The sequence below is a fragment of the Mesorhizobium sp. M0136 genome (assembly GCF_040322515.1).
Taxonomy (GTDB): domain Bacteria; phylum Pseudomonadota; class Alphaproteobacteria; order Rhizobiales; family Rhizobiaceae; genus Mesorhizobium.
This window is the reverse complement of record NZ_JAMYTP010000004.1, coordinates 16,119-32,012: the sequence shown is the minus strand read 5'-3', so window position 1 is coordinate 32,012 and position 15,894 is coordinate 16,119. Positions and strand designations below refer to the sequence as shown.

General features: G+C 63.1%; 12 protein-coding genes. 5 read left to right on the top strand and 7 right to left on the bottom strand.

Features of this window, described 5'->3' with window-relative positions:
• Positions 1-68 precede the first annotated feature (68 nt).
• Together NKJ35_RS05600 and NKJ35_RS05595 are read left to right on the top strand one after the other, a co-directional pair.
• Positions 69-1,904, top strand: a complete 1,836-nt coding sequence (locus tag NKJ35_RS05600; RefSeq protein WP_352645552.1) for a monovalent cation:proton antiporter-2 (CPA2) family protein — start codon at positions 69-71, stop codon at positions 1,902-1,904.
• A 17-nt stretch (positions 1,905-1,921) separates the two neighbouring features.
• A complete protein-coding gene (locus tag NKJ35_RS05595) occupies positions 1,922-2,473 on the top strand; it encodes a DUF924 family protein (RefSeq protein WP_502901872.1) in 552 nt (183 codons plus the stop codon).
• 24 nt (positions 2,474-2,497) lie between these two features.
• Here the strand turns inward: NKJ35_RS05595 and folK are convergent, their stop codons facing one another.
• From folK to folP, 3 genes are read right to left on the bottom strand one after another with little or no spacing between them, the layout of a single operon-like run.
• Entirely contained in the window at positions 2,498-3,010 is a 513-nt protein-coding gene (gene folK / locus NKJ35_RS05590; protein ID WP_352645550.1) for a 2-amino-4-hydroxy-6-hydroxymethyldihydropteridine diphosphokinase, read from the bottom strand.
• On the bottom strand, positions 2,994-3,353 hold the full coding sequence (gene folB / locus NKJ35_RS05585) for a dihydroneopterin aldolase (RefSeq protein WP_023674838.1): 360 nt from the start codon (positions 3,351-3,353) through the stop codon (positions 2,994-2,996). The genes folK and folB overlap by 17 nt, the downstream gene beginning before the upstream one ends.
• Before the next feature lie 3 nt (positions 3,354-3,356).
• The gene (gene folP / locus NKJ35_RS05580) at positions 3,357-4,202 is read right to left on the bottom strand and encodes a dihydropteroate synthase (RefSeq protein WP_352645547.1); all 846 of its coding nucleotides are present in this window, start codon (positions 4,200-4,202) and stop codon (positions 3,357-3,359) included.
• A gap of 96 nt (positions 4,203-4,298) precedes the next feature.
• On the opposite strand from folP, the gene NKJ35_RS05575 reads away from it, so the two are divergent.
• Complete coding sequence (locus NKJ35_RS05575) at positions 4,299-4,916, top strand: DUF922 domain-containing Zn-dependent protease (protein WP_352645545.1); 618 nt, start codon at positions 4,299-4,301, stop codon at positions 4,914-4,916.
• Between the two features lie 209 nt (positions 4,917-5,125).
• Entirely contained in the window at positions 5,126-6,607 is a 1,482-nt protein-coding gene (locus NKJ35_RS05570; protein ID WP_352645543.1) for an MDR family MFS transporter, read from the top strand.
• A 27-nt stretch (positions 6,608-6,634) separates the two neighbouring features.
• Here NKJ35_RS05570 and NKJ35_RS05565 read toward each other — a convergent pair whose 3' ends face one another.
• From NKJ35_RS05565 to NKJ35_RS05555, 3 genes are all read right to left on the bottom strand, one after another.
• Positions 6,635-7,663, bottom strand: a complete 1,029-nt coding sequence (locus NKJ35_RS05565) for an NAD(P)/FAD-dependent oxidoreductase (RefSeq protein ID WP_254817396.1) — start codon at positions 7,661-7,663, stop codon at positions 6,635-6,637.
• Positions 7,664-7,745: 82 nt separating this feature from the next.
• Entirely contained in the window at positions 7,746-8,066 is a 321-nt protein-coding gene (locus NKJ35_RS05560) for a 2Fe-2S iron-sulfur cluster-binding protein (RefSeq protein ID WP_254817397.1), read from the bottom strand.
• 97 nt (positions 8,067-8,163) lie between these two features.
• Entirely contained in the window at positions 8,164-8,532 is a 369-nt protein-coding gene (locus NKJ35_RS05555) for an Hpt domain-containing protein (RefSeq protein WP_254817406.1), read from the bottom strand.
• Positions 8,533-8,817: 285 nt separating this feature from the next.
• Here NKJ35_RS05555 and NKJ35_RS05550 point away from each other — a divergent pair, with 285 nt between their 5' ends.
• Complete coding sequence (locus tag NKJ35_RS05550) at positions 8,818-15,204, top strand: apolipoprotein A-IV repeat region-like domain-containing protein (RefSeq protein WP_352645541.1); 6,387 nt, start codon at positions 8,818-8,820, stop codon at positions 15,202-15,204.
• A 105-nt stretch (positions 15,205-15,309) separates the two neighbouring features.
• On the opposite strand, the gene NKJ35_RS05545 is transcribed toward NKJ35_RS05550, so the two are convergent.
• Positions 15,310-15,876 carry an ABC-type transport auxiliary lipoprotein family protein gene (locus NKJ35_RS05545; RefSeq protein WP_352479047.1) on the bottom strand — a complete coding sequence of 189 codons (567 nt, stop codon included), beginning with the start codon at positions 15,874-15,876 and terminating at the stop codon, positions 15,310-15,312.
• Between the last annotated feature and the right edge of the window lie 18 nt (positions 15,877-15,894).

The window sequence follows — 15,894 nt, the reverse complement described above, 5'->3', positions numbered from 1 at the left end:
TCGCACTGTTCGATCCGCTCCGAAGCCCCTATCTTGGCCGCTTGTTGCAAGAGAGCGGAACGGCAGGCATGGCGGCAGAGGCATCGAACAGCGATCTGATCCAGGTGGTGGCGCTGCTTGCCGCCGGCGTCGTTGCGGTGCCGATCTTCAGGCGCATGGGACTTGGCTCCATCCTCGGCTATTTGACGGCCGGCGTCGTGATCGGCCCGTTTGGGCTGCGCATCTTTTCCGAATCGGAAGCCATTCTTCATGTCGCCGAACTCGGCGTCGTCATGTTCCTGTTCATCATCGGACTGGAGATGCAGCCGTCACGGCTGTGGGGCCTGCGCCGCGAGATCTTCGGGCTTGGCGCGCTGCAGGTCGGCGTCTGCGCGGTCCTGCTGACCGGCGTCGGGCTGGCGGGAGGTTTTCCTATCGCGCAATCCTTCGTCGCCGGCGCCGGTTTCGTGCTCACCTCGACGGCCATCGTCATGCAATTGCTGGAAGAACGCGGCGAACTGGCCACGCCCAAGGGCCAGCGCATCGTTTCGGTCCTGCTTTTGGAAGACCTGGCCATCGTGCCGCTGCTGGCGCTGATCGCCTTCCTCGCGCCGGGCGGCGCCGATATGAGCCTGTCGGATCGGTTGACGGAGGTCGGTATCGGCCTTGCTGCGATCGTCGGGCTGGTGCTTGCAGGACGCTATCTGCTCAATCCGTTCTTCCGTATCCTGGCGGATGCGCGCGCCCGCGAGGTGATGACCGCAGCCGCCCTTCTGGTCGTTCTCGGATCGGCGCTCGCCATGCAGCTTTCCGGCCTGTCGATGGCGATGGGCGCCTTCCTGGCCGGCGTACTCTTGTCGGAATCGACCTTCCGCCACCAGCTGGAGGCCGACATCGAACCGTTCCGCGGCATTCTGCTCGGGCTGTTCTTCCTCGCCGTCGGCATGTCACTTGACCTGCATGTGGTCGTCGTCAACTGGCAGCTCATTGCCATCTATGTCGTCGCCTACATGATGATGAAGGCGATCGGCATCTATATCGTTGCCCGCGTCCTCAAAACCGGCCACCGGGAAGCGCTCGAGCGCGCGGTCTTCATGGCGCAAGGCGGCGAATTCGCCTTCGTCCTCTATTCTGCAGCGGCGGCAGTCGGGATCATCGATAGCCAGGCCAATGCGATGCTGACCGCTATCGTCATCATTTCCATGGTGCTGACGCCGTTGGCAATCATAGCCCTGCGGTATCTGACGCCGCGCGACGAGCAGTCGCTTGAAGGCATCGATGTCGCCAGCGGCCTAACCGGCAGCGTGCTGATCATCGGCTTTGGCCGGTTCGGCCAGATCGCCAGCCAGCCGCTTTTGTTGCGCGGCATCGACGTATCGATCATCGACAATGAGGTCGAAATGATCCAGGCGGCAGCCGATTTCGGCTTCAAGGTCTATTATGGCGACGGCACGCGGCTGGACATCCTGCGTGCCGCGGGAGCCGGGCGGGCACGCGCAGTGCTGATCTGCGTCGACAAGCCCGATGCCGCCGTCCGCATCGCCGAACTGATCAAGGCGGAATTTCCCTTGCTGACGGTGCTGGCGCGGGCCTTCGACCGCGGTACGGCGTTGCAGCTCATTCGTGCCGGCGTCGACTATCAGCTCCGCGAGACCTTCGAATCGGCGCTTGTCTTCGGCGGCTCGACACTGGAAGCCCTTGGCGTCGACCCAGAAGAGGTCGCCGAGGTCATCGAGGATGTCCGTCGCCGCGACGTTGCCCGTTTCGAACTTCAGCTGGCTGAAGGCATCCGCGCCGGGCGACGCTTTCTCAAAGGCAATATCGGCACCCCCATTCCGACGCCGCTCAGCACGCCACGGCGCGCGGGTCAGGCGCTCAACGACGAGACCGCCGGCGTGCTGCAGAAATCCGAACCGGCCGATTAAACCTTGGAATGACGCGAATGATGAACGAACTGGACGAGCGCGCTCTCTCCGTCACCAGATTCTGGCGCGACGCCGGGGAGGAGGCATGGTTCGAGAAGAACGACGCCTTTGATGCCGACTTCCGCACCCGGTTTTTCGATCTGCACTTCGCCGCCGCCGGCCGCGAATGCGACGGCTGGTCTGAACACGCCGAAGGTTCGCTGGCACTGATGATCCTCCTCGACCAGTTTCCGCGAAACTGCTTTCGCGGCACCGGCCACATGTACGCCACGGACCCGCTGGCGCGGCATTTCGCCGGGAAGGCAATCGCTGCCGGCCATGACCTGGCGCTCGACGAAGAGCTCCGCGTTTTTCTCTATCTGCCCTATGAGCATTCGGAGGACCTCGCCGATCAGCTCAAATCGGTGGAGCTTACCGCCGCCAAGGCTCCGTCCTACCTGAAATATGCGATCGAGCATCGCGACATCATTCAGCGCTTCGGCCGATTTCCGCACCGAAACAGGATGCTTGGCCGCGAGACGACACCGGACGAACAAATGTTCCTAGACGGAGGTGGGTTTTCCGGCTGATTTCGGGCACCGATGGCGGCAGCCTCAGGCCTTCCACCAATCCCGGCCTGACGGCAGCCGTTCAATGCCCGATGTGTCGACGGCGGCCAGCCGCTCCGACACGCTCTTGCCGGCGACCACAAGCTCCGGCGCAATTTCTGCCAGCGGTGCCAGCACGAAGGCGCGCTCCAGCATGCGCGGATGCGGCACCTCCAGCCCGGTCTCGTGGATAACGCGGTCGCCGAACACCAGAATGTCGATATCGATCAGGCGCGGACCCCAGCGCTCCTCGCGCACCCGCTTCAGTTTTCGCTCGGCGTCAAGGCAGAGATCCAGCAACTCTCGCGGTGCGAGCGCGGTCGAGATTTCGGCCGCCGCATTGAGGAAATCCGGCTGATCGAGCTTGCCCCAGGGCGGCGTGCGGTAGAGCGACGAAACGGCAACGACGCGCATGCTCTCATTGGCACCCAGAATGCCCAGTGCCGCAGCCATCGACCTCGCCGGATCACCGAGATTGCCGCCGAGACTGAGATAGACGGTATTATTCTGGCCAGACAACGGTCACCTCGACATGATCGAGCACACCCGGCACCGGGGCATTCGGCTTGCGCACGGTGATCTCGGCCTTTTTGATCTGCGGAAACCGCGCCGTCAGCGCCCTCGCCACTTCGAGCGCCAGCGCTTCGATCAGAAAGCGCCGCTCGCCTGTAATGATCTTCTCGATGACCGCAAAAGCGATGCCGTAATTGACGGTGTCCTCAATGGAATCCTCAACCAGCGCCCGCCCGGGATCCACCGTGAGTGCCGCATCGACATAAAAGCGCTGGCCGAGCGTCTCTTCTTCGTCCAGCACACCGTGCCGAGCGAAGAAGGCGCAGTTTTTCATGCGGATGACATACATGGCTCAGCTTTCCCCGATCTCACGCGCCAGCATAGCATCGGCAATGGCCAACACATCCACGTTGATTGCGACATCGTGGACGCGAAAAAGATGCGCGCCTTTGAGCCTCAGGATGACGCTGGTGGCCGCGGTTCCGGCGCCCCTTGCGGCTGCATCGCGGCCGGTGACGGTGCCGATAAAGCGCTTTCGCGACGTGCCGGCCATCAGTGGAAAACCTAACGCACGAAGCTCGGAAAACCGTGCCATCAGGTCAAGATTTTCCGCTGCCGTCTCCTTGGCGAAGCCGAAGCCCGGGTCGAGCACGATATGGTCGTCGGCAACACCGCTCCGTCGCGCAATTTCCAGCGACTTCCTGAGGAAGAAGAGCTGATCGGCAATCACGTCAGGCAGTTTCTGTCGATCCCGTCCCGTGTGCATGATGACAAGCCCGGCGCCGGTTTCGGCCGCGACGCGGGCAATGCCCGGTTCGCGCTGCAGGCCCCAGACGTCATTGACGATATGTGCGCCGGCCTGGACGGCGAGCCGGGCCGTATCCTCGCGATAGGTATCGACCGAGATCAGCGTTCCGCCAGACGTCGCGAGCGCCTCGATGACCGGCAATATGCGAGCCTGCTCTTCCTTTGCGGAGATCGCAGACGCCCCGGGACGTGTCGATTCTCCGCCGATGTCGATGACGGAGGCCCCCTCCCCGACCATGCGGCGCGCCTGGTCAACTGCTCTTTCAGGCGCATCGAACAGGCCGCCGTCGGAAAAACTGTCCGGCGTGATGTTGAGGATGCCGACGACCACGGCCTTGCCACCAATGTCGAGATGGCGTCCGTGGGCTAACTGCCATCGCCCTGTCATCATTGCCCATCAACCATGTCCGATCCCGCGGCGTGGCCGGGGATCAATTCCGTTGCGCCGGAGACGGCGGTAAAGCAAGGTGGGCAAAGAGGCAACACGATGAAACGATCCTTCCTTTGCGCCCTGATGCTCGCCCTGACCGCATTCCCGGCCAGCGCTGCAACTCTCGTCAAGACATATAGTTATTTCCCGATCGGCGGCAGGACGCTCGACGACATCGAGACCCAGCTGTCGAAACTCGGGCCTCAGGTGAAAAGCACCGGGTCGAGGCATCCAGGCGCTACCCAGATGGCGTTCACCACCCGCGTCAGCTATGCGCAAAAGCCGGGCTCGTGCTGGATTGCCGACGCTGTCGTCACCGTCAAGGTCAAGGTGATCCTTCCGCAGTGGCGCCGCCCGCGGAAAGCCGATGCAGGCGTCAGGCTGTTCTGGGATACGTTGTCCGCCGACATCAAGCGCCATGAGGAACGCCACGTCGAGATTGCCAAGAACCATGGCCGCGAACTCGAAGACGCCTTGAAGGCGAGCTACCCGGAAAAGACCTGCGAACTGGCCAAGGCCAAGGCCGCAAAAATAACGGCGGCCATGCTCGCCAAGCACGACCAGGAGCAGATGCGCTTCGATCGTGTGGAAAGCGTCAATTTCCAAAGCCGCATCCTGCGGCTCTTGAATTACCGCATCGAGCGCATTGAGAACGGCCGACTCGCTCCCGGCTGAACTCCGCGTCGTCGGACAAAGCCAATTTTGCCGAAACATGGTGCCAGCTTCGAAAAACTTTCGAGCCGCTGTCGAAATCGGCCTATAGCGAACGACATATATCGAGTTCGCAGGGCTCATCTCAAGGCACGAGAACACGGCCAATCTGTACACTCGACGCACTCCAGCGCCTCGCGGACGTGCACCCAAGCGTAATGGGATGAATGGATATGGACCAGGCTATCGACAAGCAAGCGATGGTGGAAACCAGCACGCCGCTGACCGAAACCGAGAAAAACGCCATCATCGGCGGCGTGCTCTTGTCGATGCTGCTGGCAGCGCTCGACCAGACCATCGTCGCGCCGGCGATGCCGACGATGGCACGTCTGCTCGGGCATGCCGAGTATCTGCCGTGGATCGTGACCGGCTATCTTCTGACCGCGACCGCCGTGGCGCCGCTCTACGGGAAGATCTCCGACATTTATGGTCGCCGGCCGACCGTCTATGCTGCAATCCTGATCTTTCTCGCCGGCTCGCTGGTCAGCGCCACCGCCCCCAACATGCTGGTCCTGGTTGTCGGCCGGGCGATCCAGGGCGCAGGCGGCGGCGGGCTGTTCGCCCTGACGCAGACCGTGATCGGCGACCTCGTGCCGCCGCGTGAGCGGGCTCGCTACGCCGCCTGGATCTCGGGCACCTGGGCCGTCGCCAGCATCGCCGGGCCGCTGCTCGGCGGCACCTTCGCCGAACATCTGCATTGGTCGCTGATCTTCTGGATCAACATTCCGCTCGGCCTGCTGGCGATGGCTATCATCAACAACCCGCTCAAGAAGCTGCCGATCGCCGCAAAACATCACCGCATCGACGGCCTCGGCGCGCTGCTTCTGGTCGCGGCCACCTCGCTGCTGCTGCTTGCCTTGAACTGGGGCGGCAGCGAGTATCCCTGGCTGTCGCCTGAAATCCTTGGACTGCTCGCCGGCTCAGCGGTGTTCTGGAGCGCATTCGCGCTGCGGCTGATGCGCGCGGCCGAACCGCTGATCTCGTTCGAAGTGCTCGGCAATCCGATCGTTCTCGCCGGCACGCTGTCGATGTTCCTGCTGCAGGCCGCCAATGTCGGTTTGTCGGTCTATCTGCCGGTCTACCTGCAATCGGTCGTCGGCCTGTCGGTCAGCGAATCGGGCACCGCGTTGCTTGGGCTGATGCTCGGCACGGTGGCCGGTGCGACCTTCAGCGCGCGAATGATCCCGCGCTTTTTCCACTATAAACGCATTGCCATGATCGGAACGGTTTTCTCGATCCTGTGCCTCGGCGTGCTCAGCCTGGTAGCCGGGCATGCCTCACTGTTGCTCGTCGAGGTGTTGACGACCTGCGTAGGCCTGGGCACAGGCACGACCTTTCCGGTTGCCACTGTCTCGGTCCAGAACGCCGTCGATCGTATGCACCTTGGCGTGGCGACCGGCGTTCTCACCTTCCTCCGCTCGCTGGGCAGTGCGCTTGGCGTCGCCATGCTTGGTGCCGTCGCCCTTGGCTACGGCCTGCCGCTGGCCAGCGAAGGCACGCAGCCGGCCGGCCATGTTGCCTCGGCCGTGCCGTTCGTGATGATCTTTCTTGCAGCGGCCGCAACCTTGCTGTTGTCGTTCATCACGCTCTGGCTGATGCCGGAAAAAACGCTTCGCGGCCATGCCGAGGCTGTGGCCCCAGCGTTGGCGGAGTAGACCGGCCCGACGAAAATACAGCGAGGTTCAGTCGACCACGCCGAGCTTCTTCTGCAAGCTGGTCGACGAGGTCGTATACTGGAACACAATGCGCTCGCCGGGGCTGACGATGCGCTTGGCTGCTTGCGCCATTAAGGCGACCTCATGGAAGCCCGACAGGATCAGCTTCAACTTGCCGGGATACCAGTTGATGTCGCCGACGGCGAAGATGCCAGGCACCGAAGTCTGGAATTTTTCGGTGTCGACCGGGATCAGGTTCTCGTGAAGGTTGAGGCCCCATTCGGCGATTGGGCCGAGCTTCATCGTCAGGCCGAAGAATGGCAGCATCCGCGTACACGGTACTTCGATATCGCCCTCCGGCCCCTTGATGATGGCGGACGCGAGCTGGCCGTCGGCACCGGTCAGGCCAGTCACCTGTCCAACCTGGAATTCCAGCTGCTTCATCTCCTGCATGGCATACATCTTGTTGACGCTGTCGGGCGCTGCACGGAATTCGGGCCGCCGGTGCACCAGTGTCACGCTCTTGGCCACCGGCTGCAGATTCAGCGTCCAGTCGAGCGCCGAATCGCCGCCGCCGACGATGACGAGGTCATGGCCGCGAAAGTCCTCCATCCGGCGCACCGAGTAGAACACACTCTTGCCTTCATAGGGTTCGATGCCCGGGATCGGCGGCCGCTTCGGCTGGAAAGAGCCGCCGCCAGCGGCGATCACGACGATTTTGGCTTCGAACACCTCGTTTTCGTCGGTAGTGACGCGGAAGCTGCCGTCCTCCAGTCTTTCCAGGCCCGAAACCATGCGGTTATAGGTGAATTCGGGCTTGAACGGCGCGATCTGCTCAAGCAGCTTGTCGACCAGACCTTGCGCCGAGATCGAGGGCCAGCCCGGAATGTCGTAGATCGGCTTTTCCGGGTAGAGTTCGGCGCATTGCCCGCCGGGCCGGTCGAGTATGTCGATCAGATGGCACTTCATGTCGAAGAGGCCGAGCTCGAATACCGCAAACAGGCCGACAGGCCCTGCCCCGACAATGAGTACGTCTGTCTTGATGATAGCGGTCATGAAGCATGCGCCTTTATGGGAAAACGGCGCGACACTGCATGACCATTGGTCCGCTGCCAAGCGGCAGCGGCAAAAATCGGCTTCAGCCCTGGCGGGCCGGCACGCGCACGACCAGCCCGTCGAGGGCGTCGCGCACCTTGATCTGGCATGACAGCCGCGAATTCGGCTGGACGTCGTAGGCGAAATCCAGCATGTCCTCTTCCATGGCTTCCGGCTCGCCGACCTCCGCCGTCCAGGCTTCGTCGACATAAACATGGCAGGTCGCGCAGGCGCAGGCGCCGCCGCATTCCGCTTCTATTCCCGGCACCGCATTGCGGATCGCATTTTCCATGACGGTTGAGCCGTTTTCGGCATCCACGTCAAAACGCGTGCCGTCATGGGCGATGAAGGTCAGCTTGGTCATTTGTCACCTGAAGGGAGTCTGAGCCGACATAATCACTCTGCCGGACAAGTCAACTGCGGCGCCAAAGCGCCGCTGTGTGGCGTTTCGGGAATAAGTGCTATCGGCTGATGGCGGCGACGAAGTCGCGCACTTCTTCGATCAGCGAGCCAAGCCGCTTCAGCGTGCCGGCGTCTTCGGGCCGGCATTCGATCGCACTGGCGCAATCGGCGATGGCGAAGGCGCCGACCCCGCGCGCCGAGCCTTTGAGCCCGTGTGCCAATAGCAGCCGCTGCCCGACATCCGCATCGACGATCTTGTCGCGCACCGACAGCGCCTGCTGCACGAACAGAGCCAGCACCTCCTGCTCGAGGCTCCGATCGCCCATCGTCTGGCGCGCAAGATGCCCCAGGTCGATCGGCCGCGCCCCGGCTGTCCCCGACACATCGCCGCCGGGCATCGAGAAGGCAATGCCGTTTTCGCCACGTATCACTTTGAGACTCCGTTCTTCGACCGCCGCAAAAACTAGGCGTATCCGGTGGACAACGGGTTAATGATTGGCCCGGAAAAATGTCGCGATAACGGCGCCGGAATCACGGCTGTGTTAACCTTATATTTAAAGTTTTACGTATCGGGCGGAATGCATGTTTTCTTTACCCGGCTGTGTCATTACGATACGACAGGTCCATTTTCAGCCTCCTGCGCGGGACACGCTAGGCAGAATCAATAAGCAGAACCATAGGTCCCGCCGCAGCTTGTACAGGGTAGCGAAGGCATGGCGAAGAAACCAACGACGACAAGAACGCTCGACAGCGACGTAGCCAGAGAACTCGAAAAGGCACTCGATATCGACCTGAGCGGCGATGCCGGCGGCGACTTCGACATGGCGGCATCCATGGAAGATCTGGAAGCGCAAATATCACAAGCCGCCGACGAGCTGGCGCGCGAAGGTCGCAGCCAGAACGAACCGCCTGCGCCGGACCAGACCCAGAACGCGGCACCAGCCGCCAATCAAAGCCAGAACGCAAATTCCGCGCCAAAGGCCAAGCCAGCTGAGTTGCGTCCTGTCGCAACGCGCAATGGCTCGCCGCCGGCAGCTTTCTCGCCGGCCAACGACGATCGTCAAAGAGACTATAAGACGCTCCTGCACACCCTCAATCGGCGCGCCTCGAACACGATCTATTGGGTCGTGGCTTTCGTGTCGCTGGCCTGGATCGCCGGTGCTGGCGGCCTTGCGAACCTGTTGTTCGGACCTGGCATCTGGAACATCCGCACCTTCGATCAGTTTTTCGCCCGTCCCGAGCTGATCGGCCTGGCGGTCGCGGCAATCGTGCCTGTCATCCTGTTCTGGGCATTCGCAGTGATGATTCGCCGCGCTCAGGAGATGCGCCTTGCCGCGCAGTCGATGACCGAGGTGGCCTTCCGTCTGGCCGAGCCGGAAAATCTTGCCCAGGATCGCGTCATGATGATCGGCCAAGCGGTTCGCCGCGAGGTGGCAGCCATGGGCGAAGGCATCGAACGCACGCTTGCGCGTGCCGTCGAGCTCGAAACGCTCGTTCACAGCGAGGTGAACCAGATCGAGCGCTCCTATTCAGAGAACGAGTCCCGCATCCGCTCGCTGGTCGATGGGCTGGGCAGCGAGCGCGAAGCGGTCGTCACCCATGCCGAGCGCGTGCGCGCCTCGATCACCGGCGCCCACGAGACACTGAAAGACGAGATCAACGCCGCCAGCGATATCATTCGCGACAGCATTCTCAATGCCTCGACCAAGCTGTCGATGACGATCAACGAATCCGGCGACACGCTGATCGACAGGATCAACGGAAGCTCGATGTCGATCTTCGATTCGGTGGAAGGCCGGCTCGAATCGATCACCGATCGGCTGTCGACGTCGGGCGAGGCCTTCGCCAGCCTGCTCGACACCCGCATCGCCAAGCTGACGGACACCACCGATGGCCTGACGCGGTCGCTGACCGACCTGCTCGACGACCGCACGAGCGGCATGGTGTCGCTGCTCGGCGGCGCCGCCCGCACACTCAATTCGGAATTCGAAGCCAGCCTCAACGGCATCGAGCGGACGCTTGCCGAACGTGGCCAGGCGCTGATCAGCGAGTTCCAGACACGCGCCGAGGCGCTCGACACCGGTACGCAGAAGCTCAACGCCGCGCTGGAGGCTCGCGCACGCCAGATCAACGAGACGCTGGTCGAGCGCGCGCGCGAAATCGCCCACACCTTCCAGGATAGCAAGGAGACGCTGTCGGCAATGATCGATCAGGGCAAGACCCAGATCGGTGCCGACATGGCCGACATCATTTCATCGACCTCGACCATGCTCGAAGCCCGCGCCGGCGATTTTGCCGGGCGCATGGAAGCGGCACGCCATGTCGTATCGCGTTCGTTCGACACGGACATCCAGCGGCTTGCCGATGCTCGCGCCGGCATAGAGGAAGCCGTCGAAAACCATAGCCGCAAGCTTTCCGAAAGCCGCGACCGGATGGCGGCGGCAATGCAGGCCGATCTGGCGAAGTTCGCCGAGGGTCGCGCCGAAATCGACGCAGCGGTGGCCAACCAGGTGCAGAAGCTTGCCGAAGGCCGCAGCCTTATCTCGCGCGCCCTTGAGGAGGATCTGCGCAAGGTCAACGAATCGCGCGCAGCGATCGACGCTTCGCTGGGCAGCCATCTCGAAAGCCTTGAAGAGGGTCGCAACAGGCTTGCCCAGGCCTTGAACGAAGACTCCGGAAAACTCGTGCAAGCTCGTACGATAATTGATGAAATGGTTGCCGGGCACGTCGGCAAGCTCGCCGAAGGCCGCAGCATCCTTTCGCGCGCGCTCGAGGCCGACCTCGGCAAGTTGGCAGAGAATCGCGCCGCCATCGACGGCCTCGTCGCCGGTCAGGTCGAAAAGATCGCCGAGGGTCGCGCCATACTCGCCAGTGCGCTGGAAGCCGACATCGCCGGCATCAATGGCCTCATCGAGGCGCATTCGGCGAAATTGGCGCAAGACCGCAGCGGCCTTTCCCAGTCACTCGATAACGACCTCTCCGACATCAGGAGTCTGATCGCTGATCATTCTGGCAGGCTCGCCGATGACCGCAGCCTGCTTTCGAAGACGCTTGAGGACGATCTTGCCAAGCTGGCCGAAAGCCGGTCGAGCATCGATGGGCTGGTTGCCGGCCAGGTCGAGAAGCTTGCGGAAGGCCGCGACATCCTCAAGCGCGCGCTTGAATCGGACCTGAACGCGATCAAGGGCGTCATCGCCAGCCAGTCTGAAAAGCTGGCGGAAGACCGTGGCCAGTTGTCACGGGCGCTGGAGAGCGACCTGGAGGCTGTGCGGGGCGTTGTCTCCGATCACATGAACAAGCTTGCCGAAGACCGTTCGACCCTTTCGAAGGCGCTCGAAGACGATCTCGCCAAGTTGGCCGAAAGCCGCTCGAGCATCGATGTGATGGTTGCCGGCCAGGTCGAAAAGCTGGCAGAGGGCCGCGACATCCTCAAGCGTGCGCTCGAAGCCGATCTGAGCACTGTCAAGGGCGTCATCGCCGGCCAGTCCGAAAAGCTGGCGGAAGACCGTGGTCAGCTGTCGCGGGCACTGGAGACCGATCTCGAGACCGTGCGGGGCGTCGTCTCCGAACATATGAACAAGCTTACCGAAGAGCGTTCGGCCCTCTCGAAAGCGCTCGAGGACGATCTTGCCAGGCTGGCGGAGAGCCGTTCGAGCATCGACGGGCTGGTCGCCGGCCAGGTCGAGAAGCTGGCCGAGGGTCGCGACATCCTCAAGCGCGCCTTGGAAGATGATCTTGCCAAGCTGGCCGAAAGCCGCTCGAGCATCGACGGACTGGTTTCCGGCCAGGTCGAGAAACTGGCCGAAGGCCGCGATATCCTCAAGCGCGCCTTGGAGGCCGATCTCAACACGATCAGGGGCGCCATCGCCGATCAGTCGCAGCTATTGACCGATAATCGCGCGCAGTTTTCGCGTGCGCTAGAAGCCGATCTCGGCAACGTCAACAGCCTTGTCGCAACCCACGCAGAGAAGCTCGTCCAGGACCGCTCGACCCTGTCGAAGGCGCTCGAGGACGATCTCGCCAAGCTGGCCGAAAGCCGTTCGAGCATCGATGGGCTGGTTGCCGGCCAGGTCGAGAAACTGGCGGAAGGCCGCGACATCCTCAGGCGCGCGTTGGAAGCCGACCTGGAGAGGCTTGCAATGAGCCGCAGCGAGGTCGACGAGATCGTCGCCGGTCATGTCGGCAAGCTGAGCGAGGGCCGCGACATGCTGACCCGCGCATTGCAGGACGATCTCTCCAGGCTCGCCGAAACGCGCAAGGATGTCGACCGTTCGCTGTCCGGCCATATCGACCAGATCGCCGCCAGGAGCACCGACATCTCCGATGCAATCGCTGCCGACGTAGAAAAGATCGAGCAGGCGTTCAGCCGGCAGACAGGCATCATCGAGGAGCGCGCCAGCACCATGGAGCGGGCGCTGTCGACGGGTGTCGACAACGTTCGCAGTGTGCTCGAAAAAAGCGCGGTCTTCGTCGCCGGGGCGCTGCGCGAGAAGGTCCTGGAAGTCACCAGCGCGCTGCATGAGCAGGCGGGCGCGGCATTCAGCGATGCCGACCGCAAGATCGCCGAGCGCGCCGAGCAGACCTCCGCTGCCCTGCTCGCCAGGGCTGAGGACATCGCCCGCACCTTTGAAGAGGCGGATCGTCGCCTTGCCGCGCGCGCCGAGGATACGTCGAGCACACTGATTGCCCGCGTCGACGACACGTCGAACACCTTGCTCGCGCGCGCCCAGGAAACGGCCGATCAGCTGGCAGCCAGAGCAAGTGAGATTGCCGGCACCTTCGACGCGGCGGACCACAGGCTGGTCTCTCGCGCCATCGAAACGGCCCAGTCGCTGGCGGCACGTGCCGGCGACATCCTGCGCAATTTCGAAACGGCCGACGAGCGACTGGGCATGCGCATCGGCGAATCCGCCGAAGCGCTCGCGGCACGCGCGTCGGATCTGGGTCGCATTTTCGACGCCGCCGACCAGCAACTTATTTCGCGCATTGCCGAAGGCTCCGAGGCACTTTCGGCCCGTGCGTCCGAGATCGGCCGCATCTTCGAGGAGGCGGATCATCGCCTGGTATCCCGTATCGCCGACAGCAGCACCGCCATCGGCGAACATGCCGACACCATTGTCGGCGCCTTCACCAGCACCGAGCAGCGGGTTGCCGAGCGCGCTAGGCAGACTGGCCAGGAACTCGCCGTCCATGCCCGTGAAATCGAGCAGGTGCTTGCCGGTGCCGACGAACGCCTGGCATCGAGTGCGGCTGCCACAGCGGCCCGCGTCGAGGAGCAGGTCGCCGGCGTCGAGAACCGCCTCGCCTACTCCGCCGAGACAATGGGCCAAAGGCTCAACGAGCAGGTCGCGAACGCCGAGGCGCAGTTGGTCTCCCGTGCCAACACGATCGCCGAAACCTTCACCGCGGTCGGCCAGCATATCGGCCAGAGCACCAATGACGCTGCAAAGACCATCGGTGCCAATACTCGCGAGCTCAATACGATGCTTGCGGCACGTTCGGCTGAAATATCGAAAATCCTGGACGAGACGGCACGGCCTCTGGTCGAGCGCTTTGCCCAGGGCGGCTCCGAGCTGCAAAAGAGCATGGAGGAGGTCACAGAACGTGCGACCGAGAAGCTGCGCACTCAAAACGCCGCCCTCGTCGACGCCCTCGCCAGCCGTACGGCCGAAACCCTGTCGGCCGTGGAAGGCGCGCGCTCGACGCTTGCCGACAGCGTTGCCGACCTCATCGGCCGCATGACCACCTCCAGCTCGCAGCTCGGTCAATTGATCGAGCAGGCGGCGAGCAATCTCGGCCAGGTTGAAGAACGCCTGACCGGGAGCACGCAAAGCTTCGCGGCGACCACGGAAAAGACCGCGCAGACCTTCGCCAGTTCGGCGCGCCTGGTCGATTCGAACACGACGCGGCTCACCGAGCTGTCGTCCTCGACCTTGCGCGAGGTTGCTTCTATCGCCACCAAGTTCGACGAGCACAGCCGGTTGCTTTCCAGTGCCTCGGACCTGTTGAGCTCGGCCCAGAGCAATCTCGAGCACACGCTCGAAAGGCAATCGTCGCTGGAGGACCTCGCCGTCGGCCTTGTCAAGAAATCGGAAGATCTCGAAAGGGTCATGCGCTCGTTCGAGAATCTGGTCGGCCAAACGCTGCAGAACGCCGAAGGCAAGACGCTGGAATCCGCCGACAAGATCCGTACCGCGATTTCCGAAGTGGTCGATTCGGCCACCAAGCGCTTTGCCGATGCGACCGAAGAGATGCGGCGTACCGCCGGCTCGATCAAGAGCGAGCTCGACCTCACCCGCGCCGAGCTCAAGAAAGGCGTCATCGAGATGCCGGAAGAAGCAAAGGAATCGACCACGGCTATCCGCCGTGCCGTTTCAGAGCAGATCAACGCGCTGAAGGAACTTTCTGAAATCGTTGCGAAATCTGGCCGTAGCGCCGACAGTTCGGAACAGCGCAACCTGCGTCCGGCGCCGCAAGCGCCTGCCGCACGCGCCGCTGAGCCGCCACGTCGCCCGGCTCCGGCTCCAGAACAGCGCCGTCCCCCGCAGGCGCCTTCGGGCGAGGCGGCGCTGCGCGGCACGCTCGACCTCGAACGTCCCGCAGACCAAGCGCCACGCCAGCGCGACCCCAACGGCCGCACGCCGCAAGGCGGCTGGGTGCGCGACCTCCTGACCGGTGCATCGCGCGAAGACGACGCCAAGCCGGCGGTGCCCGCCGAAGCGCCGCGCCCTGCTCCCGCTGCTCGTTCGCCGCTTCATGTCGTGGAATCGCTGAACTCGCTCTCGGTCGATATCGCCCGCGCCATCGATCACGATGCCTCGATCGAGCTCTGGAACCGCTACCGGCGCGGCGAGCGCGACGTCTTCACGCGCCGACTTTACACGCTGAAGGGCCAGCAGACGTTCGACGAGATCCGCCGCAAATATCAGTCGGAGGCGGAATTCCGAGCTGCTGTCGATCGTTACTGCGACGATTTCGAAAAGCTGCTCAAGGACGTGTCGCGCAACGACCGCGACAACATCATGGCACAGACCTACCTGACCTCGGATACCGGCAAGGTCTACACGATGCTGGCACACGCCAGCGGCCGCCTTCACTAGAGCGGGCGATAGAGAATAAATGAAAAGGCGGGATTTCCCGCCTTTTTCATGCCGTACCGAATTCCATTGGCGCTGTAGAGTGCCGTGCCAGCAGTTCCGGCCGCGTCAGATCACAGTGTCGGTCCAGCGGACGATTTGCCCGGCCGCATCGCCGAACGCGGCATCGAGTGCGCCGACATAGGCCTGGTTGCCATTGCCCGAAACGGGCGCGATGGCGCTAAAGGTCTTCGAAGCGCGCACTTCACCGTTGCGGTCGTTCAACAGGCGCACGAACAGCTCGACCTCGGCATGTTCGCCGCCATCGACACGCACCTCGAACGAGCGGATCTCGACGATCACCTGATAGTCGATCGCCAGCCCCTCGCCTGGCTTGCCGACGCCGGTGAAGCTGCCCGAGCGCTGGAACGTCTCTGCCAGCCGCGCCTGTACGATCATCGGCAGCCGGTCGGCCCATTGCGCGCCCTTGAGATACTGGATCGATCGCGGTGATGGCTTGATGACGATGTTCTGGCTATCCAGCGCCTTGAGCGCCGAAGGCTGGGCGATGAGTATCTGGCGCCGGCTGCGGGCACGCGCTTCCAGCGACGGCGCCGAAAGCTCGAACGTATCCAGCGGCGCCGGTCTGCCGCCCGGCAAGGCCGCACAGCTTGCAAGCGAAAGCGCCAGCAACATCGCCCCGACCTTAGACCC

Coding starts and splice junctions, on each gene's coding strand:
- NKJ35_RS05600 (WP_352645552.1), top strand. CDS start 69: ATGGCGGCAGAGGCATCGAACAGCGATCTGATCCAGGTGGTGGCGCTG.
- NKJ35_RS05595 (WP_502901872.1), top strand. CDS start 1,922: ATGATGAACGAACTGGACGAGCGCGCTCTCTCCGTCACCAGATTCTGG.
- folB (WP_023674838.1), bottom strand. CDS start 3,353: ATGTATGTCATCCGCATGAAAAACTGCGCCTTCTTCGCTCGGCACGGT.
- folP (WP_352645547.1), bottom strand. CDS start 4,202: ATGATGACAGGGCGATGGCAGTTAGCCCACGGACGCCATCTCGACATT.
- NKJ35_RS05575 (WP_352645545.1), top strand. CDS start 4,299: ATGAAACGATCCTTCCTTTGCGCCCTGATGCTCGCCCTGACCGCATTC.
- NKJ35_RS05570 (WP_352645543.1), top strand. CDS start 5,126: ATGGACCAGGCTATCGACAAGCAAGCGATGGTGGAAACCAGCACGCCG.
- NKJ35_RS05565 (WP_254817396.1), bottom strand. CDS start 7,663: ATGACCGCTATCATCAAGACAGACGTACTCATTGTCGGGGCAGGGCCT.
- NKJ35_RS05560 (WP_254817397.1), bottom strand. CDS start 8,066: ATGACCAAGCTGACCTTCATCGCCCATGACGGCACGCGTTTTGACGTG.
- NKJ35_RS05550 (WP_352645541.1), top strand. CDS start 8,818: ATGGCGAAGAAACCAACGACGACAAGAACGCTCGACAGCGACGTAGCC.
- NKJ35_RS05545 (WP_352479047.1), bottom strand. CDS start 15,876: ATGTTGCTGGCGCTTTCGCTTGCAAGCTGTGCGGCCTTGCCGGGCGGC.